Genomic DNA, 24,517 nt, shown 5'->3' with positions numbered 1-24,517 from the left:
GCTCACGGCATCGGCCGGTGTCGCGTCTCTGACGATCATCTCGTTCCCCCTTAATCGACGGGGAAACGCGCCGCGCTTCCCGCTTCAGTCCCTGCGGCCCTGCACCCAGTGCTCCAGCATTTTCGCCGCCATGGCGAGGTCTTCCTGCGACGCCCTCGCCATGGCCCTGCTGTAGCTGTCCTTGATCCAGGTCTCTTCCGGCGTGGCATTTTCGCTCGCAAGCGTCAGCCACATCAGGCCGCGCGCGGCCTGCCGCGGCAGTTGATCGCCGTTGAACAACATCTGACCGAGCATCGCCTGGGCCTGATGCTGGCCCTTCTGGGCAGCCAGCCCGAGCCAGCGCGCGCCGTAGCGGAAATCGTCGCGGGAAGAACCGGCGCTGCGCAGGTAAAGCCGGGCCAGATCGTATTGGGCGTCGGCATTGCCGAAATAGGAGGCCGCGTAAGAGAACATCTCGCGCGCACGCTCGGAATCCGGCTTGATCTTCGAATTCGGGATGCCGTTCAGATAATAGCGCCCGAGCGCGACGAAGGCATTCGCGACGATCGCCGCCTGCGGCGCCGATGGGCTGTCCTCCGCATGCGCATTGGCGATGCGGCTGAAATATTCGAACGCCCGCAGATCATCCTGCGCCACGCCGTCGCCGTCGGCATACATCCGCCCCAGCTTCCACTGGGCAATCGGATGTCCGCCCTCGGCGGCATATTGCAACGACGTCAGCGAGGTATCGGGAGCGGCGGGCACCGCCTTCTTCAGGTTCGACGCAGCACCGGGCTGAGCCGAGACGACCGGAATGGTTGAATCCTGATTCACCGGAGCGCCATCAAAGCCGAAGCCGGGAGTTGCCACCGGCGCAGCCCCCAAAATCACAGCAAAAATGATGCGCTTAAATGTCCGCATAACACAACTTCTCGTGCGTACCGCCGGGGTGGGTAACCGCGCCCGTCACAGCCGGTCCAACCTGCTGGGCGTACTTCCACAACGCTCCCGTCGTATGGTTAGTCGCGCGAGGCCTCCATTCGGTCTTGCGTTGGGCGAGTTCCGCCTCGGTCAACTTTACGTTAAGAGTCCCGGCCACGGCGTCGATCTCGATGATGTCACCGTCCCGCAACAGTGCGATCGGGCCCCCGATGGCGGCTTCCGGCCCGACATGGCCGATACAGAACCCCCGGGTGGCGCCTGAAAAGCGGCCGTCGGTGATCAGGGCGATCTTGCCGCCCATCCCTTGGCCCGTCAGCGCTGCCGTCGTCGAAAGCATTTCACGCATTCCGGGACCGCCGCGCGGCCCCTCATAACGGATGACGATGACCTCGCCTTCCTTGTAGGTCTTCTTTTGGACGGCCTCGAAGGCATCCTCTTCGCGATCGAAGCAGCGGGCCGGACCTGTGAATTTCAGGTTGGCCATACCCGCGACCTTTACAATCGCACCTTCCGGCGCAAGGTTCCCCTTCAGGCCAACCACACCGCCCGTGACGGTGATCGGCTTGTCGGCGGGCCGCACCACGTCCTGGTGCGGGTTCCACTTCACGTTCTTGAGGTTCTCCGCGATTGTCCTGCCCGTGACCGTCAGACAGTCACCGTGCATGTAGCCATTATCGAGGAGCGTCTTCATCAGAAGCGGTATGCCACCAGCCTCAAACATGTCTTTGGCGACATAACGGCCGCCCGGTTTCAAATCTGCGACATAAGGCGTCTTCTTGAAGATTTCGGCGACGTCGAACAGGTCGAACTTGATACCGCATTCGTTGGCGATCGCCGGCAGGTGCAGTGCGGCATTGGTCGAACCGCCGGATGCGGCGACAACGGCGGCGGCGTTTTCGAGCGACTTCCGCGTGACGATGTCACGAGGCCGGATGTTCTGGGCGATCAGTTCCATGACCTTTTCGCCCGCGGTCATGCAGAAAGAATCGCGGATTTCGTAAGGTGCCGGTGCGCCGGCCGAATATGGCAAAGCCAGTCCGATCGCCTCGGACACAGTGGCCATGGTGTTGGCGGTAAATTGAGCGCCGCAAGCGCCGGCCGAGGGGCAAGCGACCCGTTCGATTTCATCGAGATCCTCATCCGACATCGCACCCACCGAGTGCTTGCCGACCGCCTCGAACATGTCCTGCACTGTGACCTGCTGGCCACGAAAATTGCCGGGCAGGATGGATCCGCCATAGATGAAGATCGACGGCACGTTCAGCCGTACCATTGCCATCATCATGCCCGGCAGTGATTTGTCGCAGCCCGCCAGACCGACCAGCGCATCATAGGCGTGGCCGCGCACCGTCAGTTCGACGGAATCGGCGATGCACTCACGCGACGGCAATGACGAGCGCATGCCGTCATGGCCCATCGCGATACCGTCGGTGACGGTGATGGTGCAGAATTCACGCGGCGTACCGCCGGCGGAAGCGACGCCCTTTTTCACGGCCTGCGCCTGGCGCATCAGCGAGATATTGCAGGGCGCAGCCTCATTCCAGCACGACGCCACGCCGACGAAAGGCTGGTGGATCTGCTCGGTCGTCAATCCCATGGCATAGAGGTAGGAACGGTGGGGCGCCCGCTCGGGCCCCTCCGTGACGTGGCGGCTTGGAAGCCGCTTCTTGATGTTGGTCTTGGCGTCCATTCGTAAACCTGTTTCCTCGGCCATCTCGCTTCAGGTCGGCCGATGGACCACTGCCCTGAGCATTATGATCTCATGGAGGGGTGTGGCTAAAAAGCGGCGTAGCCTCACAGGACCCGGGATGAGGGTTAAATCTTCCAGAAGTGTTGCAACGACGACACGATCGTTGCGGTAAAGTCACCCTTTGCGCCGGTAAAATTGAAAAGACCGGCCTCCAGAGAGGGCCGGTCTTCGCAATGCAACACTCGATTTTGGGCGGGCGTTAGCGACCGGCGGGGGCCGATAGGGCACCGCTGCTATAGCGGGACGATTCGTCGTAAGACGGCGCCACGAAAGCGTTGCTGTCGCGGAATTCAGTCGTGCGCTGATGAGCCCGATGATGATGCTCGGCCGCAGCCGCAAATTGCACCGTCGACAAAGCAACCAGCGCCGCCCCGGCAATCATCAAAATTGCATTCTTCATTGTAGTCTCCCATAGCCAGTTGAGGCACAGGGCCCGGCGCCCCGCACGTCACTGCTCGACAGGACATAGTTGTTGTCGTCGTTATCGGGAAGCGCGCTCGGAATCACGAAGCAGCGAGCAAATTTATTGGTCAAAAATTTTTTCGACTAGAAATTCATCATCACGTCGTTCGTCTGATTCCATTCAAAGACTAACTTGAGTCGAATTTCTCTTGTCGTCATCACGTCGCAAAGAACGTCTTGCTTGTTCGCGACGCGCTATCGAAATATTCATCTCGTTGAAGGGCGCCACGCGCGAATTCGCGACCGTGGCACCGCGATACGCACGATTGGACGACCTCAGATATTCAGCACGCGGCCATACGCGTCCAGCACCGCTTCCTTCATCATCTCCGACAGCGTCGGATGCGGGAAGACGGTGTGCATGAGTTCTTCTTCCGTCGTCTCGAGATTCATCGCCACCACATAACCCTGGATCAATTCGGTCACCTCCGCGCCGATCATGTGGGCGCCGAGCAGTTGGCCGGTCTTCTTGTCGAAGATCACCTTGACGAGACCCTGATCTTCGCCGAGCGCGATGGCCTTGCCGTTGCCGACAAACGGAAAACGGCCGACGCGAATTTCGCGGCCGCCCTCTTTGGCCTTTGCCTCCGTAAGGCCCACCGAAGCGATTTGCGGATTGCAGTAGGTGCAGCCTGGAATGAGATTCTTGTCCATCGCATGCGGATGCAGGCCCTTGATGGCCTCGACGCAGATCACGCCCTCATGTTCGGCCTTGTGCGCCAGCATCGGCGGCCCAGCGACATCGCCGATGGCGTAGATGCCGGGCACGTTGGTCTTGCCGTAGCCATCGATCACGACGCAGCCGCGATCGGTTTTGACGCCCAGCTTTCCCAGTCCGAGATTTTCGATATTGCCGACAACGCCGACTGCCGAGATCACCCGGTCGAATTCGAGCGCTTGCGGGGCCTTGCCGTCATCGATGGTGGCAACCACGCTGTCGCTCTTCTTCTCAAGTTTTGTCACTTTGGTATTGGAGAGAATCTTGATGCCTTGCTTTTCGAAACGCTTGCGCGCCAGGCCCGCGATCTCCGCATCCTCAACGGGGAGGATTTGCGGCAATACCTCGACCACCGTCACTTCCGAACCCATGGTGTGGAAGAACGATGCGAATTCGACACCGATCGCGCCGGAGCCGACGACGAGCAGCGACTTCGGCATTTTCTCCGGCACCATGGCTTCGAAATAGGTCCAGACCAGTTTCTGGTCGGGCTCCAACCCCGGCAGCACACGCGGCCGCGCGCCGGTTGCGACGATGATGTGCTTGGCCTGATAGGCGCCCTCACCTAGCGCACCGTTAGGCCCTTCGACGGAGGATTTCTTGACGGTGATCTTGCCGGGCGCGTCGATCGATGCCTCGCCCCAGATGATCGTCACCTTGTTCTTCTTCATCAGGAAGCCGACGCCGTCGTTGAGGCGCTTGGAAACCCCGCGTGAGCGCTGCACGACCGCCTTGGGATCGTAGGAGACCTTCTCGGCCGACAGGCCGTAATCCTTGGCGTGCTGCATGTAGTGATAGATTTCGGCCGACCTCAGCAGCGCCTTGGTCGGGATGCAGCCCCAGTTCAGGCAAATCCCGCCGAGATAGGACTTCTCGATGATCGCGGTCTTGAAGCCGAGTTGGGCTGCTCTGATCGCCGTGACATAGCCGCCGGGACCCGAGCCGATGATGATGACGTCAAAGGATGTGTCGGCCATAGAAGCTCCCGTTAGATCGTGCAGTCGTGGTGCCGCAAACGCGGCTTTTCAATGCAATCGCGATATTCATGTGGTGACGAGCTCTGCATGCGCGGCCGGTCGAGGCAGATACATATGCAGGATCAGCCATTGTACCAAGGCAACCAGCCAAAGCGGCACGAACATCTGCACCGCGCCGACGGTTTCCCGGAGCCATTGGATGTGATGAATGCCGTTATCGATGAGGCCGAGAACAGGGATCAGCAGCGGCACCAGACACAAGATATGAAGCCCGCGCTTGAGGTGACGTTCACGATCGTCGTGCCACGCCGCAACTCCATAGACGATGACGGCAATGATCACATAGACCACGATCAGAACCGCCCGGAACGCCTCGCCGAGCCCGCGGCCGGCGGCGTCATCCCAGTCCGGCAGCAATGAGGATGCGGCAAAGGCAAGTACACCGACGACGACCGAGGCGACAAATGCCAGGACGAAAACTCCCGCTGTTCGCATGATCGCCCCTGTTGCCGACGAGCCGCTGAACCTCAAACCATCATCATCACGGGATTTTCGATCAGTTGCTTGAACGCGCCGATCAGTTCGGCGCCGAGCGCGCCGTCGATGGCGCGGTGATCGCACGACAGGGTCACGCTCATCATCTGCGCGATCTCGATCTTGCCGCCGCGCACCACCGGACGCTCCTCGCTGGTGCCGACCGCCAGGATCGTCGCATGCGGCGGGTTGATGACGGCGGTGAAGTGACTGATGCCGTACATGCCGAGATTGGATACGGCCGTGGTGCCGCCCTGATATTCATCCGGCTTGAGTTTGCGCGCCCGAGCCCGCGCCGCGAAATCCTTCATCTCGTTCGAGATCGTCGACAACGTCTTGGTTTCCGCCTTGCGGATGATCGGCGTGATCAAACCGCCCGGCATCGCCACGGCCACGCCGATGTCGGAATGCTTGTGCTTGAGCATGCCGCCTTCGGTCCAGCTCACGTTGCAATTCGGGATCTTTTGCAGTGCGACCGCCATCGCCTTGATGACGAAGTCGTTGACCGAAAGTTTGTAGAGCGGCTTCTTTTCCTTGTCCTTTGGCGCGGACGCGTTGATCTCTTCGCGCGCGGCAAGCAGCTTTCCGATCTCGCAGTCGATCGTGAGATAAAAGGTCGGAATGGTCTGCACGGCAGCCGTGAGCCGCTGCGCGATCGTGCGGCGCATGCCGTCGTGCGGCACGATCTCGTAACTGCCGGGCTCGTACAGCGCGAGGATCTGCTTGTCCGACATTGAGGGCGCAATCGCGGGCGCTGCGCCTGGCGCGGCAGCCGGGGCCTTCAGGCCCTTGCCGGACTTGGCTTCCGCCACGTCGCGGGCGACGACGCGGCCGTGCGGTCCGGTGCCGGTGATACGGGCAAGGTCGATGCCGGCTTCCTTGGCCAGACGTCTCGCCAGCGGCGACGAAAACGTGCGCGCATGGCCATTCGCTTGCAAAGCCGAGGCGGCCTGCGGAGCTGATGGCGCCGCCTGAGGCGCAGGCACCGCAGCCGGTTTGGGAGCTGGCGCAGAAGCGGGCGCAGCGGCAGGAGCTGGCTTCGGCGGTGCGTCTGCTTTTGCCGGTGCGGCTTCGGTAGCCGGCTTTGCAGCCCCGACTGAGGCGCCGGCGGATTTTACGTCCTCGCCGTCGCCCGCGAGCACCGCAATGATATCGTTGACAGGGACGTCCTGCGTGCCTTCGGGAACGAGGATCTTCGCGATCGTACCCTCATCGACCGCCTCGACCTCCATGGTCGCCTTGTCGGTCTCGATTTCGGCGATCACATCGCCGGACTTGACCTTGTCGCCCTCTTTTTTAAGCCACTTGGCGAGATTGCCCTTCTCCATCGTCGGCGACAATGCGGGCATCAGAATATTGATTGGCATGTGTTGAGCCCTGCTCTGTCAGCGATAACAAACAGCTTTAGCGGCCGCGACCACTTCAGCCACCGAGGGCAATGCGAGCTTTTCCAGATTGGCTGCGTACGGCATCGGCACATCCTTGCCCGAGACGCGCGTCACCGGCGCATCGAGATAATCGAAGGCGTGCTCCATGATCCGCGCCGCAATTTCGGCACCGACGCCATTTTGCTGCCAGCCCTCCTCGACGGTAACGGCGCGCCCCGTCTTCATGACGGACGCGACGATGGTGTCGGTATCGAGCGGACGCAGCGTTCGGAGATCAATGAGATCGACTTCGATGCCTTCCTTGGCGAGTTCGTCGGCCGCCTTCAGCGCGTAAGACATGCCGTTGGACCAGGAGATGATCGAGACATGACTGCCGCTTCGCACCACGCGCGCCTTGCCGATCGGGATCACATAGTCATCGAGCTTCGGCACTTCGCCGGAATGGCCATAGAGCATTTCGTTCTCGAGGAAGATCACCGGATTGGGGTCGCGGATCGCCGCCTTCAGCAAACCCTTGTAATCCGCGGCCGAGAACGGCGCGACCACCTTCAAACCCGGAACCTGCGAATACCAGGCCGAATAATCCTGGCTGTGTTGGGCCGCAACGCGCGAGGCCGCACCGTTCGGACCGCGGAACACGATCGAGCAGCCCATCTGTCCGCCGGACATATAGAGCGTCTTCGCCGCCGAATTGATAATCTGGTCGATCGCCTGCATGGCGAAGTTGAAGGTCATGAACTCGACGATGGGCTTCAAGCCCGTCATCGCCGCGCCGACGCCGATGCCGGCAAAGCCGTGCTCGGTGATCGGGGTATCGATGACACGGCGGGCGCCGAATTCCTGCAACAGACCCTGGCTGACCTTGTAGGCGCCCTGATATTCGGCGACTTCTTCGCCCATCAGAAACACGTCCGGATCCCGCCGCATTTCCTCCGCCATCGCGTCGCGCAACGCGTCGCGAATGGTCATGGTCACCATTTCGGTGCCGGCGGGTATTTCCGGATCGGGCAAAGCGGTGGCGCTTGGAGCGGCCGGCGCGGCTTCGTCCTTCGGGGCTGGCGCCGATCTCGCTTCAGCGGCTGGCGCCTCAGCCGGCTTTTCTTGCTTCACCGGTGCGGGCGCCTTGGCCAGATCAGCCGCGCTTTCGCCATCGGCCAGAATGGTTGCAATCGGCGTATTGACGGCGACGTCGGCGGTGCCTTCCGGAATCAGGATCTTGCCGAGCGTGCCCTCGTCGGTCGCCTCGACCTCCATCGTGGCCTTGTCGGTTTCGATCTCGGCGATGACATCGCCCGATTTGATCGTCTCGCCTTCCTTCTTCAGCCACTTGGCGAGGTTGCCCTTCTCCATCGTCGGCGACAAAGCAGGCATCAGTACTTGAATGGGCATATCAACTCCGCAAATTCATCTTTAGACCGCGCACATCCAGCGCCACGAACGCTTATCGATAGATGTCGGTATAGAGTTCGGACACTTCGGGCTCGGGGTCGTGCTGGGCAAAATCAGCCGCCGCGTTGACGATCTCACGAACATCGGCGTCGATTTTCTTCAACTCGTCCTCGCTCATTTTTGCCGCGAGCAAGCGGTTGCGGACCTGTTCGATCGGGTCGCTGTCGTGACGGACCTTGTCGACCTCCTCGCGGGTGCGGTACTTCGCCGGATCCGACATCGAGTGCCCGCGATAGCGATAGGTCTGCATTTCCAGGATGAAGGGCCCGTTGCCGGCGCGGCACCAGGCGACCGCCTTATCGGCTGCGGCCTTCACGGCACGAACATCCATGCCGTCGACCTGCTCACCCGGAATGTTGAAGGAGATGCCGCGCTTGGAGAAATCGGTCTGGGCCGAAGAGCGCGTCACGGAGGTGCCCATCGCGTAACGGTTGTTCTCGATGACGTAGATCACCGGAAGTTTCCAGAGCTCCGCCATGTTGAAGCTCTCATAGACTTGGCCTTGGTTTGAGGCGCCGTCGCCAAAATAGGTCAGGCTGACGAAATCATTGCCGCGGTAACGGTTGGCGAAGGCCAGCCCGGTGCCGAGCGAGACTTGCGCGCCGACGATGCCGTGGCCACCGTAGAAGTTCTCGGCCTTGCTGAACATGTGCATCGAGCCGCCTTTGCCTTTGGAATAGCCGCCGCGGCGTCCGGTCAACTCGGCCATCACGCCCTTGGCATCCATTCCACAGGCCAGCATATGCCCGTGATCGCGGTATCCGGTTATGACCTCGTCGCCCTTCTTCAGGGCCATCTGCATCCCGACGACGACCGCTTCCTGGCCGATATAAAGGTGGCAGAAGCCGCCGATCGCCCCCATTCCGTACAGCTGGCCGGCCTTTTCCTCGAACCGGCGGATCAGCAGCATGTCCCGCAGCGCCTTCAGCTCCTGCTCTTTTGTGAAGGGCGGCGGCGCCCCCTGCTCCTGAGCAGTTTCGTTAGCGGCGCTTTTTTTGGGAGTGGCCATGGCATTTCCGGATGAGAGAGCGAATTTGCTTTCTCTAGCTTAACTCAAACCGCCATGAAAGGATTTGCGTAAGCCGGAATAGGACTCGTCATACCGCACTGCGGTGCAGCGCGACATTTTCGAAAGCTATTTGGAGTGAATTTGTAATTTCGATCAATTCGGATTGATCGACCGAACCAGGTCGTGCGGGTTGGCATAGTCGAGCTGGTAGCGGGCGCGTTCGTCGAGCATATCCGGGTCCAGCCGGTCGGACCGCAGCAGCGAAACCCGCTGTTCGCCCTCAAGCCGCTCCTTTTTCAGGCGCGCCAGTTCGGAGGTCAGCGCGACGATTTCCTGATCGAGCTCCAGACGCGCATTCAGCCCATATTTTCCCGTATAGGCGTTGATGCCGAAATAGCCGACCATGCCTGCCGCCATCGTATAGAGGGCAAGACCGGTCAGAAACGATTTGAGGCGCCTGCGGGAAACCATGGCGCCAAAGATGGCGCGGCCGGGTTAAGGGAATGCTAAACACACCCTCAAACCCGAACCGTAAAATCTGGTTTATCTGTGCTGCTTTTCGACGAAAACGGCGAAGGCGTCGACATACTGCTGGAGTACTGTTTTCAGGGATTCCTTGATGAGGTTGCCCTTTTCGTCGAAAGCGTCCCCAACCCCGTTCAGATAGGTCTCGGGCTGACCCATGATCGGTCCGGAAATGCCCGGCAGGACGTTCTGCAAAGTCTTGGCCGCGTTGACGCCGCCAAGCGGTCCCGGCGAATTAGAGATGATGCCGATCGGTTTGCCAAGAAACGAGCTCTTGCCATACGGGCGGGAGGCGACATCGATGGCGTTCTTCAGCACACCGGGAATGGCACGATTGTATTCCGGCGTGACGAAAATAACGCCCGACGACTTCTGAATCCTCTCCCGGAAGGCGACCCAGTCCGCCGGCGGATTGGCCTCCAGATCCTGGTTGAAAAACGAGATGCCGTGCGGCGTGACAACGTCGAGCTTGAGTGAGGGCGGCGCCAGTTTGGCCAGCGCATTGGCAATCTTCAAGGTGAAGCTCTCCTTGCGGAGGCTGCCGGCGATGACGACGATGTGATGCGGGTTGGACATGTGATTTCCTCTGGAAGTGCAGGACCGGATTTCCGCGCCACCCTAGCGCGGCCTGCAAAAGATGCAAGTGCATGAAACCGCGAACCGCGCCAATCCGTTCAAGAAATGGTTCCCGAACGAAATCAGGCCGCCTCAAGGGCGGCCTGTTTCATCAGCTTGCGATAAACCCGCGCTCAGAGCACCGGGTTGAAGGCGACCGGAATCAACCGGTAGCCCTTGCCATCCCTCTCGACATGGCCGACGGCCGGGAACGGGAAGTGGAAGCCGACCACGGTGGCCTTCTCGGCGGACGCCATGTCGTAGAACTTGTGCCGGGTCTTTTGCGCGAGTTCCGGATCGAAATCGTAGGCGACATGCCAATCCGGATTGCGCAGGAAAAATTCCGGAATATTGGTGACGTCGGACTGGATCAGCACCTTCGATCCGCCGGAAGCGACCGCAAACGCGGTGTGGCCGGGCGTGTGACCGGGAGCCGCAATCGAGGTGATGCCCGGTGCGACTTCCTTGTCCCAATCGAACTTCGCGACCTTGGATTCGATGCCGGTATAGATCTTTTTGACGTTGGCAAAATAGCCCTTCATCATTTCATTCGACTGGGCTTTGGCGGCGTTTTCATCGCTCATCCAGAATTCCCAATCCTTCGCCGGCACCATGATTTGTGCATTCGGAAACGCCATCGAGCCATCGGCGGCGCGGATACCGTTGGTGTGGTCCGGATGCAGATGGGACATGATGACGATATCGATGCTCTTGGGGTCGACGCCCGCGGCGGCGAGATTTTGCAGCGTGCGGCCGGCCTGACCCTTGGTCGGCTCAAGGACCGAGACGCCGTTGCCGCAATCGAGCAGCACGAACTTGCCGCCGGTGTTGATCAGTTGCGGGTTGAACGGCACCGTTACCATGCCCTTCGGCATGTAAGCGGCTTCTGCGGCGGCCAGCGCCGCATCCTTGCTCACATTGGTCACCCACTTGTCTGGCAACGGGAACGTGCGGGCACCGTCATTGATCGAGGTGCATTCGATGGTGCCGACCTTGTAGCGATAGAAGCCCGGAGCTTGCGCCGCGGTGGCCGGCGCGGCGGCATTGGCTTGCTGCGAGATCAGCGGTGAGAGGGCAGACGCGGCGCCGATAGCGGCGGCGGCTGCCAACAGGTCACGACGGTTCAGATCATTCATAAAGGTTCTCCCCCTTAAGATTCAGCTTCGTGATTTAGGCAAATGGTTGCGGCGGGCATGTTCACTTCCCGCACCGCAAAGGCAAGTCACATCGTTTTGCGCGTACCTAACTTTGGGTAAACACGCGCGCTGGCCGCATATTCCGGCTGCCTTTAGCGATCACGCCTTGCTCGGATTGATCAGATACTTTTCGCCGGTGGCGCGTTTGCCATAGACCGCCAGATGCGAAAGCTGGAGCGCCTCGGCCAGGGAAACCACCTGCGTATAGTGGCTTGCAAAAGTGGTCTTGAGCTCGCTTGCCACGCGCTCGCGGAGCCGCTGGCGATCGGCCGCGCTGATCTTCATCAGGAACGGTGTTACCAGCCAGCCGCCGATCCCCCACGCCATGCCGAACGCCCGGTTCAATTCGGTCGGGCCCGGATCGAGCATGCCGTAAAGATAGACCTGCTTGTGCACATTGGAGCCGTAGCGGCTATAGGCCTTGGCCTCGCGGTTGATGGCCGCTTCCATGCAGGTGAGGATTTGCCCCGGAAGCTTGCCGCCGCCAATGGCATCGAAGGCAATGGTCGCACCGGTCTCGGCAAGCGCGTTCGTCAGGTCGCTCATGAAGGTGGGGGAAGAGGAATCCACCACATACTTTGCACCGATCTTGCGCAGAATTTCCGCCTGCTCGGCCTTGCGCACGATATTGACCAGGCCGATGCCGTCCTTGATGCAGATCTTGTTCAGCATCTGGCCGAGATTGGAGGCAGCTGCCGTATGCACCAGTGCCTTATGGCCCTCGCGCCGCATGGTCTCGGTCATGCCAAGCGCGGTGAACGGATTGACGAACCAGGACGCGCCTTCAGCCGCCGTCGTCCCAGCCGGCAATGCCATGCAGTCAGACGCCTTGACGGTCCGATACTGGGAATACATGGCCCCACCGATCACCGAGACGGTTTTGCCCATCAGCGCTTTTGCCGCGTCCGACGATCCGGTCCTAATGACGACACCGGCGCCCTCGTTGCCGACCGGCATGGACTCATCCAGCCGTCCCGCCATCGCCCGCATCGCGGCTTCCGGCACACGCGCCGTGATGATTGGCGCATCCTTGCTGCCGGCCGCTTTCGCGGTCGTCATGTCGGCAGCGCCAACCAAAAGGCCGAGGTCGGACGGATTGATCGGTGACGCCTCGACCCGAACCACGACCTCATCGGCCGAAGGCTCAGGCGTCGGCACTTGAAGCAGCGATATTTCGAGTTCGCCGCTTTTCTTAATCAGCGAGCGAAGCTGCAAGCCGGTTTTGCCGTCGGCGCTCATCACGTCCTCCCGTTTTGGCTTTTGTGGCCGGATGATCGCGCGTTGGCCGGGAAACGCAAGCCCCCTCGCCGGCTGGGGGCAGCGACGCGATGACCTCAGGCGAGCGCCTTGAGGGCTGCCTTCCCTGCATATTTCGCCTGATCGCCCAACTGCTGCTCGATCCGCAGCAATTGATTGTACTTGGCGGTGCGGTCCGAGCGCGCCAGCGAGCCAGTCTTGATCTGCCCGCAATTGGTCGCCACGGCGAGATCGGCAATCGTGGAATCTTCGGTTTCGCCGGAACGGTGCGACATCACGGCGGTGTAGCCGGCCTTGTAGGCCATCTCGACGGCGGCGAGCGTTTCCGTCAGCGTGCCGATCTGATTGACCTTTATCAGGATCGAATTGGCGCGGCCGTTCTTGATGCCATCGGCGAGCCGCGTCACGTTCGTGACAAAGAGATCGTCGCCGACCAACTGGCATTTGCCGCCGATCAAATCGGTCAGCTCCTTCCAGCCGTCCATGTCGTCTTCCGACATGCCGTCCTCGATCGACACGATCGGATAGCGCGCAGCGAGATCGGCCAGATACTTCGCCTGTTCGGAGCGCGAGCGGGTCTTCTTCTCGCCGCCATAGACATAGGCGCCGTCCTTGAAGAACTCGGTCGCTGCGCAATCAAGCGCCAGCATGACGTCACCGCCGGCCTTGTAGCCGGCCTTGCCGATCGCTCCCATGACAAATTCAAGTGCCGCATCCGCCGACGGCAGATTCGGCGCGAACCCGCCCTCGTCGCCGACATTGGTGTTGTGGCCGGCTTTTTTCAGCTCCGCGCGCAGCGTGTGGAAGATTTCCGATCCGCAGCGCAGGGCATCGGCGAAAGTCGCCACGCCAACCGGCATGATCATGAATTCCTGAAAATCGATCGGGTTGTCGGCATGCACGCCGCCGTTGATGATATTCATCATCGGCACCGGCAAGGTCCGCGCCGAGGTGCCGCCGACATAGCGATACAGCGGCATATCGAAGGATTCCGCGGCCGCTTTGGCGCAGGCGAGCGAAACCCCCAGGATGGCATTGGCCCCCAACCGGCTCTTGTTCGGCGTGCCGTCGAGATCGATCATGATCTGGTCGACCTCGATTTGCTGTTCGACCGAGACGTCGCTGAGCGCGTCGAAGATCTCACCGTTGACGGCCTCGACGGCCTTTTGCACGCCCTTGCCGAGATAGCGGGCCTTGTCGCCGTCGCGCAGCTCCACCGCCTCATGCGCGCCTGTCGAGGCGCCGGACGGTACCGCCGCGCGGCCGATGGAACCGTCTTCCAGCACGACATCCACTTCGACGGTGGGATTGCCGCGGCTATCGAGAATTTCGCGGCCGATGATGTCGACGATGGCGGTCATGGATACCTCATTTGGAAAGTGTGGTCCGACGGGGATCGGCTGCTTCTACAGCAAGCCCCTATCCCGGAAAAGGTTGCGTTGCTAATAACGCGACAACGGAGACCGATTATGCCCACGAAGCCTTCAAAGGCGTCAAAATCCACGTCATTATCGTCCACTTTGCAGCTCGGCCGCGCGGTCGAATGGCCGACGACGCCGGAGGCCGCCAAGCTCGACCGCGTCCCTAATCCGCAAAAAGATACGGACTATGTGGTGCGCTTTACGGCGCCGGAATTTACATCGCTGTGTCCGGTCACCGGCCAACCTGATTTCGCGCACCTGATGATCGATTACGTCCCCGGCCAGTGGCTGCTGGAATCGAAGTCGCTCAAGCTCTACATCGCGAGCTTCCGCAATCACGGCGCTTTCCACGAGGACTGCACGGTCGCCATCGGCAAACGGATCGCGGCCGAGATCAAGCCGAAATTTTTGCGGATCGGCGGTTACTGGTATCCGCGCGGCGGCATTCCGATCGACGTGTTCTGGCAGACCGGAATGCTGCCCAAGGGGATGTGGATTCCCGATCAGGGGGTAGCGCCCTATCGCGGCCGGGGGTAAGGCCGCTAGTGGCGTGGATTTGATCGCTAACCCGTAGGCGGGAACTCGCAATGCGAATGTCAAATCCAAAACTCCACTAGAAACCTCTATTTGCTGGTGGTCCTTTGATTCTAACATTTGCAAAAGTGCCTGCTCGATTGGGATGCAAATGTTAGAAGGATCGCTAGTTTGCGCCCGCCGTTGCATCCGCCGGCGGCCGCTGGCGCAACAGCCGGGTACAGATAAAGCCAAGCGAGGTAATGATCACAGCAGCGGTGAGCAAGGTCGTGGTCTTGCCGGCGTGCCGAATACCGAAACCATAGGCGATCGGGCCGACGGTCTGGCCCATGAAGAAGAAGAACGAATGCAGCGACAGCGCCGTGGCGCGCGCCTCCACCGAAAGTTCGCTGGCGAAGACCTGCAGGCAGCCGTGGATCATGTAGAAGCCCCACCCCATCAGCAGCAGGCATGTCACCTGAATTTTCCAACCCGGGCCGAAAGCAAGGGCGGCGAGCTGAATCCCGACCAGCGCCGCGCCTGTTATCATCATGCCGTTGACGCCGAGCCGCGGCAGAAAGCGGGAAACGGTCAGGGTGTAGAACAAGCCGCCAAGCGCAAAACCGGCGATCACGATTCCTGCGATCGACAGGCTCTTTTCACCGAGGTCGAAAAGAAACGAAGCGAGGTAGGGAAACAGGCCGAGCACGCAGCACCCTTCGATGAAGACCGCCGCGTAGCAGAGTGCGTTTGGGTTTGTGAAAATGGTGCGATAGCCGTGACGAAGCATCCTCAGGTTGGTTTTCGGCGGATGCGTGATCGCCTTACCCCGAAAGCCAGCTGCGACCGCGACCGATGCTGCAACCACCAGAAGGCCGAGGATCGCGAGCACGCCGCGCCAACCGAGAAAGTCGCCGACCACGCCCGAGAACGAGGCGCCCAGCAAATTGCCGGTCATCGAGCCCGCCAGCGTACGCCCGATCGCGACCTGACGCTTTTCGGGTCCGACGAGGTCGCTGGTGAGGCTGAGTGCGACCGGAAACACACCGCCGGAGCCGATACCGGCCAGAATTCGCGTCGCAAACAACAGCGGAAAGGACCCGGCCACAGCGCCGAGCATGTTGGCGAATCCAAGAACGACCAGACACGCGATCATCAGGCGGACCTTGCCGAGCATATCGGCGGCCGCCCCCAACACCGGCTGAATAACGGCAAAGGTAAACGCAAACACCGCGGCGAAACTCGCGGCGGTCGAAATGCTGATGCTGAACTCGTCTGCCACGTGCGGCAGGACCGGATCGAGCGCGCGTGCCGAAAGGCTCGCCGCAAAGTTCGCGATCGCGATGATATTGATCGCGGGCGGCATGCGATCATGCGGCCGCGTTGCAGGCTGCGGCATCAGCGCGTCACGTTCTTTCCGTGATCCTTGTTATGATTTTTCGCAACCGCGTCGAAAGCCAGCAGGGTTCGCAGCAGATCCTCAAACTCGCGGAGCGGCACCATGTTCGGCCCGTCGGAAGGCGCATGGTCCGGATCGGGGTGGGTTTCGATGAAGACACCGGCGACGCCGACGGCGACCGCCGCCCGCGCCAGCACCGGGACAAATTCACGCTCGCCACCCGACGAGGTTCCCTTGCCGCCCGGCTGCTGAACCGAATGGGTCGCATCGAAGATGACCGGCGCGCCGGTGGTGCGCGCGAGAATCGGCAGCGCGCGCATGTCGGACACAAGCGTATTGTAGCCGAACGAGGCGCCGCGCTCGGTGACCAGAACTTTCGGATTCCCCGCGCCCGTGATCTTGGACACGACGTTGGCCATGTCCCACGGCGCCAGGAACTGGCCCTTCTTGACGTTGACGACCTTGCCGGTGGCCGCGGCGGCGAGCAGCAGGTCGGTCTGCCGGCACAGGAACGCCGGAATTTGCAAGACATCAACCGCTTGCGCCGCTTCCGCGCATTGTGCGGCCTCATGCACGTCGGTGAGAACCGGCAATCCCAGCGATGAGCGTATTTCCGCAAAGATCGGCAAGGCCTGCGCCAGGCCTATTCCCCGCGCCGCCGACGCGCTGGTGCGGTTGGCCTTGTCGAAAGAGGTCTTGTAGACGAGACCGATCTTCAGGCGCCAAGCGATCTCTTTTAGCGCCGACGCAACCTCAAGCGCATGCGCGCGGCTTTCGAGCTGACACGGACCGGCAATGATCGAAATCGGCAAGTCGTTACCGAATTTGACCGGGCCAATATCGACGATTGTTGCGGCGGAGACGGCTGTTTTCAACGGTGAGGTCCTGTTCGCGCGCGACCATGACCGTTGAGAGGGGGCGGATCAACCCACTTTAGTTGGCAGCTTCGAATATCAGGGTTGCGCCAAAGGCCTCATCCGGTGGCACCATCAGCTTTTCCCCATGGCGCCGAACGGCCAAACGATTTTGCCGATACAGGGCCTCGGTCCGCCCGAGATCGGCAACCGCAAAGCGCATAGCGTTCAGCGTGAGCCCGTCGCCGCTTGCCTTGACCGGAAAACCCAGGAGATCGCGTGCAGCCGAAGGCTCCGGGACCTCGATTACGCCATTCTCCGTGTGCGCGGTCACGCCAGCCGGGTCTGCCGTCACCTCGCCTCCACCGATATAGGCTTTGAGGAAGTCTTGATGGCGAGCGGGACTATTGGCGACCACCACCACGCCCGGCACGCGCTGTGCCCCGTTGGCGTGGACCTGAAACGCTGGATTCCAGAAATTTTCCGGAAAGTGGTGCTGACAGACGGCAAAACGCAGATCAGGCGAGTTCGGCTCGGCTGCGAAGGCCAGCGAGAAGGCAAGCTTCACCGTGCCGCCATCCGGCCGTTTTCCTTCGCGGGCTAAATCGAACACGTCGAACGCCCCGATGCCATTTGCCTCGAACGCCCGCGCATCCGAAGCCGCATCGCTGCTGTTGAGCAGCAGCATCGAAAAGCCCTCGCGTTGGGCGAGGAAGTCGCGATGGAAGGCGCCGAATGAGAAAGATCGTGTCGCATGCGGCACGATCTTTTCGGGTTCGGCGACCTCCAAGATTTCGATGTAGCAGTTCTTCAACTGCACAATGCGGTTATGCGTGCCCCAGGGATGGCGATTGCGGCCGCCGACAGTGAACCCGGCGCGGCGGTAGAATTCCGCCACCGCATCCAGGTCACGAACCGCATGCACGATATGATCAAGACCGTGGGGCATCGCGGGACCTTACGTCCTTCGTGATAACTACTTCACGGAAGAGAACGCGGTCGGCACCAGCAATTGGTTGACGATGTTGGCGACGATCTGGCCGTCTTCCTCGGTCTTCGCGCGCGCGGAAATCCAGTCGGGATCGCTCTGGAACGCCGCCCACTTCTTCTCACGATCGGCCAAGGATTCCCAGGCCAGCAGATAGGTCAGCTCCTGGTTGGATTCGCCGATCAGCGTGGTGAAAAAACCGGCCTGACGAATGCCGTGTTTTTCCCACAGTTTTAACGTGATGGTCTCAAATCGCTTCAACAGCGCAGGCAACCGGCCCGGCAGGCAGCGATAGACGCGGGTTTCGTAGATCATCGAACAATCTCCCTGGCTCTTCTTTGGGCGCTTGTCTTCACAAGCGAGCGCGCCTTTTTGGCAAGAAATCCCAGTTAGGTCAAAGTCCGATGTCATCGTCACAAAACAAAAACATTTCCTTGCCGATTCTTTGAGCGGCGACGTCTTGCAGGGCCGGGAATGTTGCACGCCGAATTTCGATCAACTATACAACCTTTGAGTGGTAGGGGCCCTGCATGTCTCTTGCGAACTTCGTCCGTACAAGCTTGCTACTCGCGGGTATTTTTGGAATTCAACAATCGGCCGCGCAACAGAGTGCCGAGAGCCCTCTGAAAGAAGTTCAGCTCGGGGCTAATTCTTTCGCCGTTGAAAGTTCGGTACCCTCCTGGGTCGATCTGGCGCCGATACCCGAATCGGAGAAGCCTCAGCCCATCGTCATCCGTCTGGCGGATACTCAATTTCTCGTCGATCGGGTGCCCGTGACCTTCGTCAGGCGCGCGACGCTCGTCAACGATGCCGCATCTCTCACGAGCGCTGGGCGCGTCTCGATTCCATTCGCTCCCGAATACGAGCGTGTCGAGCTCCATTTTATCCGAATTCACCGCGGCCAGGAGCAACTCGACCGGACCAAAACCTCCAACGTGCGTTTCCTGCAACGCGAGCAGGGTCTCGAGGGCGGCGTATATACGGGCCGCGTGACCGCCTCGATCCTCATCGAGGATTTGCGCGTTGGCGACACTCTTGAAATCGCGTACTCCACGTATGGTCAGAACCCCGTCTTCGGCGGCAAATTTTTCCGCATAACCTCCTGGGATCAGGGCCTTCCCACGCTGCGCCGGCGCGTCGTGCTGAACCACCCGTCGGCCCGGCCGATTGCCTGGCGCATGGTCGGGGACCGGAATACAGCGGCCGTCACCCCGAAAGATTCCATTCAAGGTGACCTGCACAGGCTCGAATTCAACGAGCAGCCCCTTCCGCAAATCATCGGCGAAACTCTGACGCCTCCGGACTATTTCGGATTCCGTCTTCTTCAGTTCTCCCAGTTTTCCAATTGGAACGAAGTCGCGATATGGGCGAATTCGTTGTTCGAGGGCAAAGTCGCACCTGACGCGGAACTGAAAGCCGCCGTCGACCGCTTTCGTACGCTGGACTCCGGCGAGCGCCGTATCGCCGCCGCCCTCGAATTCGTGCAGTCGCAAATTCGCTACTTTTCGGTTTCGCTCGGCGAGAGCTCGCACCGGCCGGCTTCACCTAACGAAGTCCTCAGGCGGCGATTTGGCGACTGCAAAGACAAATCACTGCTGCTGATTACGCTACTTCGGGAGCTAGGCATCGACAGCAAGCCCGTGTTGCTGCAGATCGGCCGCCACATGGGGCTCGAAAAGACGTTGCCCAGCCCGCAGTTTTTTGACCACGCCATTGTTCAGGCTGCGCTCAACGGCAAGACCTTCTTCCTTGATCCGACCCGGCTTGGTCAGCGTGGCCTCCTCGACCGCATGGGACAGCTCCACGAAGGCACCGAGGTGCTGATCATCTCGCCGCTCACCAAGGAGCTCTCGACGATCTCTACGCGTGTTGAGGATGTCGTCAACGACGAGCTAACCGAACACGGCACGCTTCCAAAGCTCGGCGGAGAGGGCCAGCTCGAAGTCAAACACGTCTGGAACGGCTTGGGAGCCGAACGGCTTCGGATCCTCGTTGAGCGGACTTCTCGCGATCAGCTTTTAAGGAGCATCGGCGATGCCATGGAGCACCGATACCCCGGAGCAAAGCTGTTCAGCGAACCGACAATCCAGGACGACGCCGTCCAGAACGTGTTCACGATCGCCGCCAACTACACCATACCGAACTTCGCGACTGAAAAAGATGGAAACTGGTTCGTCACGTTCAGACCCGACAACATGCTGAATGTTTTGGCGACGTCGGCCTCGGCAAGCCGGGCAACACCGCTGGGACTCCCCGTATTTCCCTTTCATAGCAAATACAGTTTCGAAATGACGTTTCCCGAAAACGTCAGCGTCATTACCGACCCGCGCGCGCAAACGTTTGCCAACCAGTATTTCAGCGCGATCGTAACCGACTATTTTCGCGGAAACATCGCCAAGAAAGCCATCGATCTGGCGACGCTCCGTCGTGCGGTGGATTCCGAAAATTATTCCCGATATGCCGAGGACCTGCGTTCAGCAAACAAGGCCATCGGCGGCGCCTTCATCATCAACAAGATCGCGATCAAGTCGGAAGATGCTTCGGCGCAAGTCGACTTCTCCCACCGGCTCCACGATCTCCGACAGGAACTCATCAAGAAGACCACGGAAACGATCGGCAATGGAAAGCTAGCTGGCGCCGATCTCGCCGAAACATACTGCCTTCGCGGCATCGCCTATGCCGATCTTGAGCGCCATGATGAAGCGCTGCAAAACGCCAGCGCCGGCGTGCGCCTCAACCCGAACTCGCCTGCCCCGCTCGCCTGCCGGGCCGAGGTCTATTTTCACAGCGGCCAGCTCGAAAACAGCATTGCCGATTATTCGAAAGCGCTCTCGCTCGGCGCAGTCGACACATCGACATTCCGAGGACGCGGCGTATCGAAATTCATGCTCGGAAGGTTCGAAGAGGCACGCGACGATCTGACAAAAGCCAGCGAACTGGCCGATAAGGAAAACAAGGTTTATTGCGATATCTGGCTTGCCGCCGCCTATGGCCGCCTCGGGAAGCCGCTTCCCGAAAGTCTGGTCAGCTGGGCAGCCGCAGAAGCCCATGGCGAATGGCCCCGCGCCGCACTTGCCATGCTCACGGGTGCGATAACGCCCGCCGGTCTTCTCAATGTCCTCGCCGAAAAGAACGGCGATGACCATCAAATGGCTCTGTCGGAGGCCTACTTTTATCTCGGCGAGCATTATCTCGCTGCCGGCTATAAGGGGCTTGCGCAAACCAGTTTCGAAAAAGCGCGCGATCAGGGGGTGATCATCTACACCGAACACATCGCAGCGGGTTTCGAACTGGCGCGATTGAAAGCGGCTGCGACGTCTGCCTCCGCCGTGCCGCCCACAGGTAAAAAAACCACCGCGCCTTAGTGATTCAAACCAGCCGCGACCGCACCATCGCGGCCTCGATGAACGAGGCAAACAGCGGGTGCGGCTCGAACGGACGCGATTTCAATTCGGGATGGAATTGCACGCCGATGAACCACGGATGGCCTTCATATTCGACGATCTCCGGCAAGATGCCGTCGGGCGATAGTCCCGAGAAGCGCAAGCCCTGCTGCTCCAGCCGGTCCTTGTAGGCGGTATTCACCTCATAACGATGGCGGTGGCGTTCGGAGATTTCGGTCGCGCCGCCATAGACCGAAGAGACCCGACTGCCGCGCCGCAAGCTCGCGGGATAGGCGCCGAGCCGCATCGTTCCGCCGAGATTGCCGTTCTGCGATCGCTTTTCGAGTTCGTTACCGCGCAGCCATTCGGTCATCAAACCCACGACCGGTTCTGCCGTCGCACCGAATTCGGTGGAATTGGCTTCCGCGATGCCGACAAGATTGCGGGCAGCCTCGATCACGGCCATCTGCATACCGAAACAGATCCCGAAATACGGCACGTTGCGCTCGCGCGCGAACTGGGCCGCGCGGATTTTTCCCTCGGCGCCGCGCTGGCCGAAGCCGCCCGGCACCAGGATGCCGTTGACGTGCTCGAGGAACGGCGCCGGGTCTTCATTTTCGAAGACCTCGCTCTCGATCCAGTCGAGATTGACCTTCACTTTGTTGGCGATGCCGCCGTGCGACAGCGCCTCGATCAGCGACTTGTAGGCGTCCTTCATGCCGGTGTATTTGCCGACGACGGCAATGGTCACCTGACCTTCCGGATTCCTGACCCGCTCGTTGATGACGTGCCAGCTCTGCAGGCTCGGTGGAATCTTGGCGGTGACGCCGAACGCCGCCAGTACCTCATCATCGAGGCCGGCGGCATGATAGGCCTCCGGCACGGCGTAGATGTTATCGACGTCGCGCGCCTCGATCACGGCGGTCTCACGCACATTGCAGAACAGGCCGAGCTTGCGGCGCTCTTCTTTCGGAATCGGGCGATCGGTACGGCAGAGCAGGATGTCCGGCTGGATGCCGATCGAACGCAGCTCCTTAACCGAATGCTGGGTCGGTTTGGTCTTCAGTTCGCCGGCGCTTGGAATGAACGGCAACAGCGTCAGGTGAATATAGATCGCATGGTCGCGCGGCAGATCGTTCTTGACCTGCCGGATAGCCTCGAAGAACGGCAAGCCCTCGATGTCGCCGACGGTGCCGCCGATCTCGCAGAGCACGAAGTCGAAGTCGTCATTGCTGTCGAGGATGAAATCCTTGATCGCGTTGGTAACGTGCGGGATCACCTGGATGGTCGCACCGAGATAGTCGCCGCGCCGTTCCTTGGTGATGATGTCCTGATAGATGCGCCCGGTGGTGATGCTGTCCGCCTTGGTGGCGGGACGCCCGGTGAAGCGCTCATAATGGCCGAGATCGAGGTCGGTCTCCGCGCCGTCATCGGTCACGAACACTTCGCCATGCTGATAGGGCGACATCGTTCCGGGATCGAGATTGAGATAGGGATCGAGCTTGCGCAGCCGAACCCTGTAGCCACGCGCCTGCAACAGCGCGCCAAGAGCCGCCGATGCCAGACCTTTTCCGAGCGAGGAGACCACGCCGCCGGTGATGAATATGTACCGCGCCATGGGACCTAACCTTTAAGGCCACAAAGACGATTCGCCAAAACGAATCGGCTCAACGCCGTGAAATTTTCCCGGCCTGTGGGTGACGCCAAATTCAAAGAGATATCAGTGCCTTGATATAGGTTTCTGATACAGCGTGGTAAGCGGCCACGTTGCATGGCCCGCCTGCTTTATTGCGAACGTCGTCTACTGAGAGCGCGGCGCTTCCGGACCGGATGGCGCGGGCGGACTTTGCTGCTCGTCGGATTTCTTCAACGAATCCAGAAGTCCGCCGCCGCTCGATGGCACGGCCGGCGCTCCGCCCACCGGCTGCGACTGCGAGGTCGGCGCGATGATCGAACTCGGCTTGCGGTCGTAGCTGGCAAGCCACGACAGAAACAGGCTTGTGACGAAGAAGCCGGCCGCCAGAATCGCGGTCGTCCGGCTCAGGAGATTGGCCGTGCCCCGGCTCGACATGAAACCGGCACCGCCACCGATGCCCAGGCCGCCACCTTCGGATTTCTGCAGCAACACCGTGGCGATCAACGTCGCGACGATCATCAGGTGAATTACGATAACGACAGTCTGCATTTCGACCTTCCGTCGCAAACCAAAACCGTCCGGCTTTCTCGGGTTTCGGTTTGCGGGATTTTGAATTTGGCCGGGTGTTACACGATTGCACAGGGCGTTGTCACCCCCGGCACGGCTCCACGTTCAGTTAGGGACAATCGGCTGCAATCGCAAGGAAATCGGTGGCCTTGAGGCTCGCCCCACCAATCAGGGCGCCGTTGACGTTGGCGACCGCCATCAGTTCCCTCGCGTTCGACGGCTTGACCGAGCCGCCATAAAGGATGCGCATCCCGGCCCCCTCCTGGTTAAACCGGGCGCTGAGGGCTTGTCGGATAAACTGATGAATTTGCTCGACATCCTTGGCCGTGGGCGTCAGCCCGGTGCCGATCGCCCACACCGGCTCGTAGGCCACGACGAGGTTATCCGCCCGCGCCCCCTCCGGCAGCGAGCCCTGAAGCTGGCCGCGGCAGATATCAAGCGTCTGGCCTGCATCGCGGTGGCCCTGGGTCTCGCCGATGCAGACGATGGCCGTAAGCCCTGCGCGCCAGACGGCTTCCGCCTTCTGACGCACCAGACTGCAGCCCTCGCCGTGATCGGCACGCCGTTCCGAGTGGCCGACAATGACGGCGCTGGCGCCGGCATCGGCCAGCATTTCCGCCGAAATATCGCCGGTATGGGCGCCCGACGGCTTGGGGTGACAATCCTGACCGCCGACCGCGAGCTCTTTTGAACCGGCCAATTTCGCCGCGAACGCCGCAATCAGCGTGGCGGGCGGGCAAACCAGCAAATCGGCCTTCGCAGCCACTTTGGAGGCACCAGCCAGCATGGCCTCGAACTCGGCCATCGAAGACCGCAGGCCGTTCATTTTCCAATTGCCGGCGATCAACGGCCGAATGACGGGGCTCATGTCTGGAAAGTTCCTCTAGCAAACGAGAGAGCAAGCATCGCTAGCAGAGCCCGGCAAACTCGGCCAGATCGGTCCAAACGGAATGCT

22 protein-coding genes are annotated in these 24,517 nt (G+C 60.7%); 2 read left to right on the top strand and 20 right to left on the bottom strand.

Features of this window, described 5'->3' with window-relative positions:
- Positions 1–84: 84 nt before the first annotated feature.
- The 13 genes from ABSE61_RS16715 to eno all read right to left on the bottom strand — a co-directional run bounded on the left by ABSE61_RS16715 (position 85) and on the right by eno (position 14,162).
- Positions 85–900, bottom strand: a complete 816-nt coding sequence (locus ABSE61_RS16715; RefSeq protein ID WP_423872233.1) for a tetratricopeptide repeat protein — start codon at positions 898–900, stop codon at positions 85–87.
- Positions 887–2,611, bottom strand: coding sequence for a dihydroxy-acid dehydratase (gene ilvD / locus ABSE61_RS16710; protein WP_423872232.1), 1,725 nt, complete (start codon positions 2,609–2,611; stop codon positions 887–889). Before ilvD ends, ABSE61_RS16715 begins: the two co-directional genes overlap by 14 nt.
- A 259-nt stretch (positions 2,612–2,870) precedes the next feature.
- On the bottom strand, positions 2,871–3,071 hold the full coding sequence (locus tag ABSE61_RS16705; protein WP_423872231.1) for a hypothetical protein: 201 nt from the start codon (positions 3,069–3,071) through the stop codon (positions 2,871–2,873).
- Positions 3,072–3,409: 338 nt separating this feature from the next.
- A complete protein-coding gene (gene lpdA, locus ABSE61_RS16700) occupies positions 3,410–4,828 on the bottom strand; it encodes a dihydrolipoyl dehydrogenase (protein ID WP_423872230.1) in 1,419 nt (472 codons plus the stop codon).
- A gap of 66 nt (positions 4,829–4,894) precedes the next feature.
- The gene (locus ABSE61_RS16695; protein ID WP_423872229.1) at positions 4,895–5,323 is read right to left on the bottom strand and encodes a hypothetical protein; all 429 of its coding nucleotides are present in this window, start codon (positions 5,321–5,323) and stop codon (positions 4,895–4,897) included.
- A gap of 32 nt (positions 5,324–5,355) precedes the next feature.
- Complete coding sequence (locus tag ABSE61_RS16690) at positions 5,356–6,729, bottom strand: pyruvate dehydrogenase complex dihydrolipoamide acetyltransferase (protein WP_423872228.1); 1,374 nt, start codon at positions 6,727–6,729, stop codon at positions 5,356–5,358.
- A gap of 18 nt (positions 6,730–6,747) precedes the next feature.
- Positions 6,748–8,139, bottom strand: coding sequence for a pyruvate dehydrogenase complex E1 component subunit beta (locus tag ABSE61_RS16685; protein ID WP_423872227.1), 1,392 nt, complete (start codon positions 8,137–8,139; stop codon positions 6,748–6,750).
- Between the two features lie 52 nt (positions 8,140–8,191).
- Positions 8,192–9,208: a pyruvate dehydrogenase (acetyl-transferring) E1 component subunit alpha gene (gene pdhA / locus ABSE61_RS16680; RefSeq protein ID WP_423872226.1), complete on the bottom strand. Its 1,017-nt coding sequence runs from the start codon at positions 9,206–9,208 to the stop codon at positions 8,192–8,194.
- A 153-nt stretch (positions 9,209–9,361) separates the two neighbouring features.
- The gene (locus ABSE61_RS16675) at positions 9,362–9,679 is read right to left on the bottom strand and encodes an FtsB family cell division protein (protein WP_423872225.1); all 318 of its coding nucleotides are present in this window, start codon (positions 9,677–9,679) and stop codon (positions 9,362–9,364) included.
- 72 nt (positions 9,680–9,751) lie between these two features.
- Positions 9,752–10,309 (bottom strand): NADPH-dependent FMN reductase, encoded by a 558-nt coding sequence (locus ABSE61_RS16670; protein WP_423872224.1) that lies wholly within the window; start codon positions 10,307–10,309, stop codon positions 9,752–9,754.
- Between the two features lie 173 nt (positions 10,310–10,482).
- Positions 10,483–11,484: an MBL fold metallo-hydrolase gene (locus tag ABSE61_RS16665; RefSeq protein ID WP_423872223.1), complete on the bottom strand. Its 1,002-nt coding sequence runs from the start codon at positions 11,482–11,484 to the stop codon at positions 10,483–10,485.
- Between the two features lie 159 nt (positions 11,485–11,643).
- Positions 11,644–12,783, bottom strand: a complete 1,140-nt coding sequence (locus ABSE61_RS16660) for a zinc-binding dehydrogenase (protein WP_423872222.1) — start codon at positions 12,781–12,783, stop codon at positions 11,644–11,646.
- Positions 12,784–12,878: 95 nt separating this feature from the next.
- The gene (gene eno, locus ABSE61_RS16655) at positions 12,879–14,162 is read right to left on the bottom strand and encodes a phosphopyruvate hydratase (protein ID WP_423872221.1); all 1,284 of its coding nucleotides are present in this window, start codon (positions 14,160–14,162) and stop codon (positions 12,879–12,881) included.
- Positions 14,163–14,270: 108 nt separating this feature from the next.
- Here eno and queF point away from each other — a divergent pair, with 108 nt between their 5' ends.
- Entirely contained in the window at positions 14,271–14,759 is a 489-nt protein-coding gene (gene queF, locus ABSE61_RS16650) for a preQ(1) synthase (RefSeq protein WP_423872220.1), read from the top strand.
- 163 nt (positions 14,760–14,922) lie between these two features.
- Here queF and ABSE61_RS16645 read toward each other — a convergent pair whose 3' ends face one another.
- The 4 genes from ABSE61_RS16645 to ABSE61_RS16630 are packed head-to-tail and all read right to left on the bottom strand — an operon-like array spanning position 14,923 to position 18,291.
- Positions 14,923–16,134, bottom strand: a complete 1,212-nt coding sequence (locus tag ABSE61_RS16645; protein WP_423872219.1) for an MFS transporter — start codon at positions 16,132–16,134, stop codon at positions 14,923–14,925.
- Positions 16,134–17,009, bottom strand: a complete 876-nt coding sequence (kdsA, locus tag ABSE61_RS16640; RefSeq protein ID WP_423872218.1) for a 3-deoxy-8-phosphooctulonate synthase — start codon at positions 17,007–17,009, stop codon at positions 16,134–16,136. The genes ABSE61_RS16645 and kdsA overlap by 1 nt, the downstream gene beginning before the upstream one ends.
- Positions 17,010–17,067: 58 nt before the next feature.
- The gene (locus ABSE61_RS16635; RefSeq protein WP_423872217.1) at positions 17,068–17,937 is read right to left on the bottom strand and encodes a VOC family protein; all 870 of its coding nucleotides are present in this window, start codon (positions 17,935–17,937) and stop codon (positions 17,068–17,070) included.
- Positions 17,938–17,964: 27 nt separating this feature from the next.
- Positions 17,965–18,291 carry an NIPSNAP family protein gene (locus tag ABSE61_RS16630; RefSeq protein WP_423872216.1) on the bottom strand — a complete coding sequence of 109 codons (327 nt, stop codon included), beginning with the start codon at positions 18,289–18,291 and terminating at the stop codon, positions 17,965–17,967.
- 215 nt (positions 18,292–18,506) lie between these two features.
- Here ABSE61_RS16630 and ABSE61_RS16625 point away from each other — a divergent pair, with 215 nt between their 5' ends.
- Complete coding sequence (locus ABSE61_RS16625) at positions 18,507–21,341, top strand: DUF3857 domain-containing protein (protein WP_423872215.1); 2,835 nt, start codon at positions 18,507–18,509, stop codon at positions 21,339–21,341.
- 4 nt (positions 21,342–21,345) lie between these two features.
- Here the strand turns inward: ABSE61_RS16625 and pyrG are convergent, their stop codons facing one another.
- The 3 genes from pyrG to tpiA all read right to left on the bottom strand — a co-directional run bounded on the left by pyrG (position 21,346) and on the right by tpiA (position 24,430).
- Positions 21,346–22,977 (bottom strand): CTP synthase, encoded by a 1,632-nt coding sequence (gene pyrG, locus ABSE61_RS16620; RefSeq protein ID WP_423872214.1) that lies wholly within the window; start codon positions 22,975–22,977, stop codon positions 21,346–21,348.
- 183 nt (positions 22,978–23,160) lie between these two features.
- On the bottom strand, positions 23,161–23,544 hold the full coding sequence (gene secG, locus ABSE61_RS16615) for a preprotein translocase subunit SecG (RefSeq protein ID WP_423872213.1): 384 nt from the start codon (positions 23,542–23,544) through the stop codon (positions 23,161–23,163).
- Positions 23,545–23,671: 127 nt separating this feature from the next.
- A complete protein-coding gene (gene tpiA / locus ABSE61_RS16610; protein ID WP_423872212.1) occupies positions 23,672–24,430 on the bottom strand; it encodes a triose-phosphate isomerase in 759 nt (252 codons plus the stop codon).
- Between the last annotated feature and the right edge of the window lie 87 nt (positions 24,431–24,517).

It is taken from the genome of Bradyrhizobium sp. (assembly GCF_049519115.1).
GTDB lineage: Bacteria > Pseudomonadota > Alphaproteobacteria > Rhizobiales > Xanthobacteraceae > Bradyrhizobium.
Note: the sequence above shows the minus strand (reverse complement) of the source record. Positions and strands in the feature narration are given on the sequence as shown.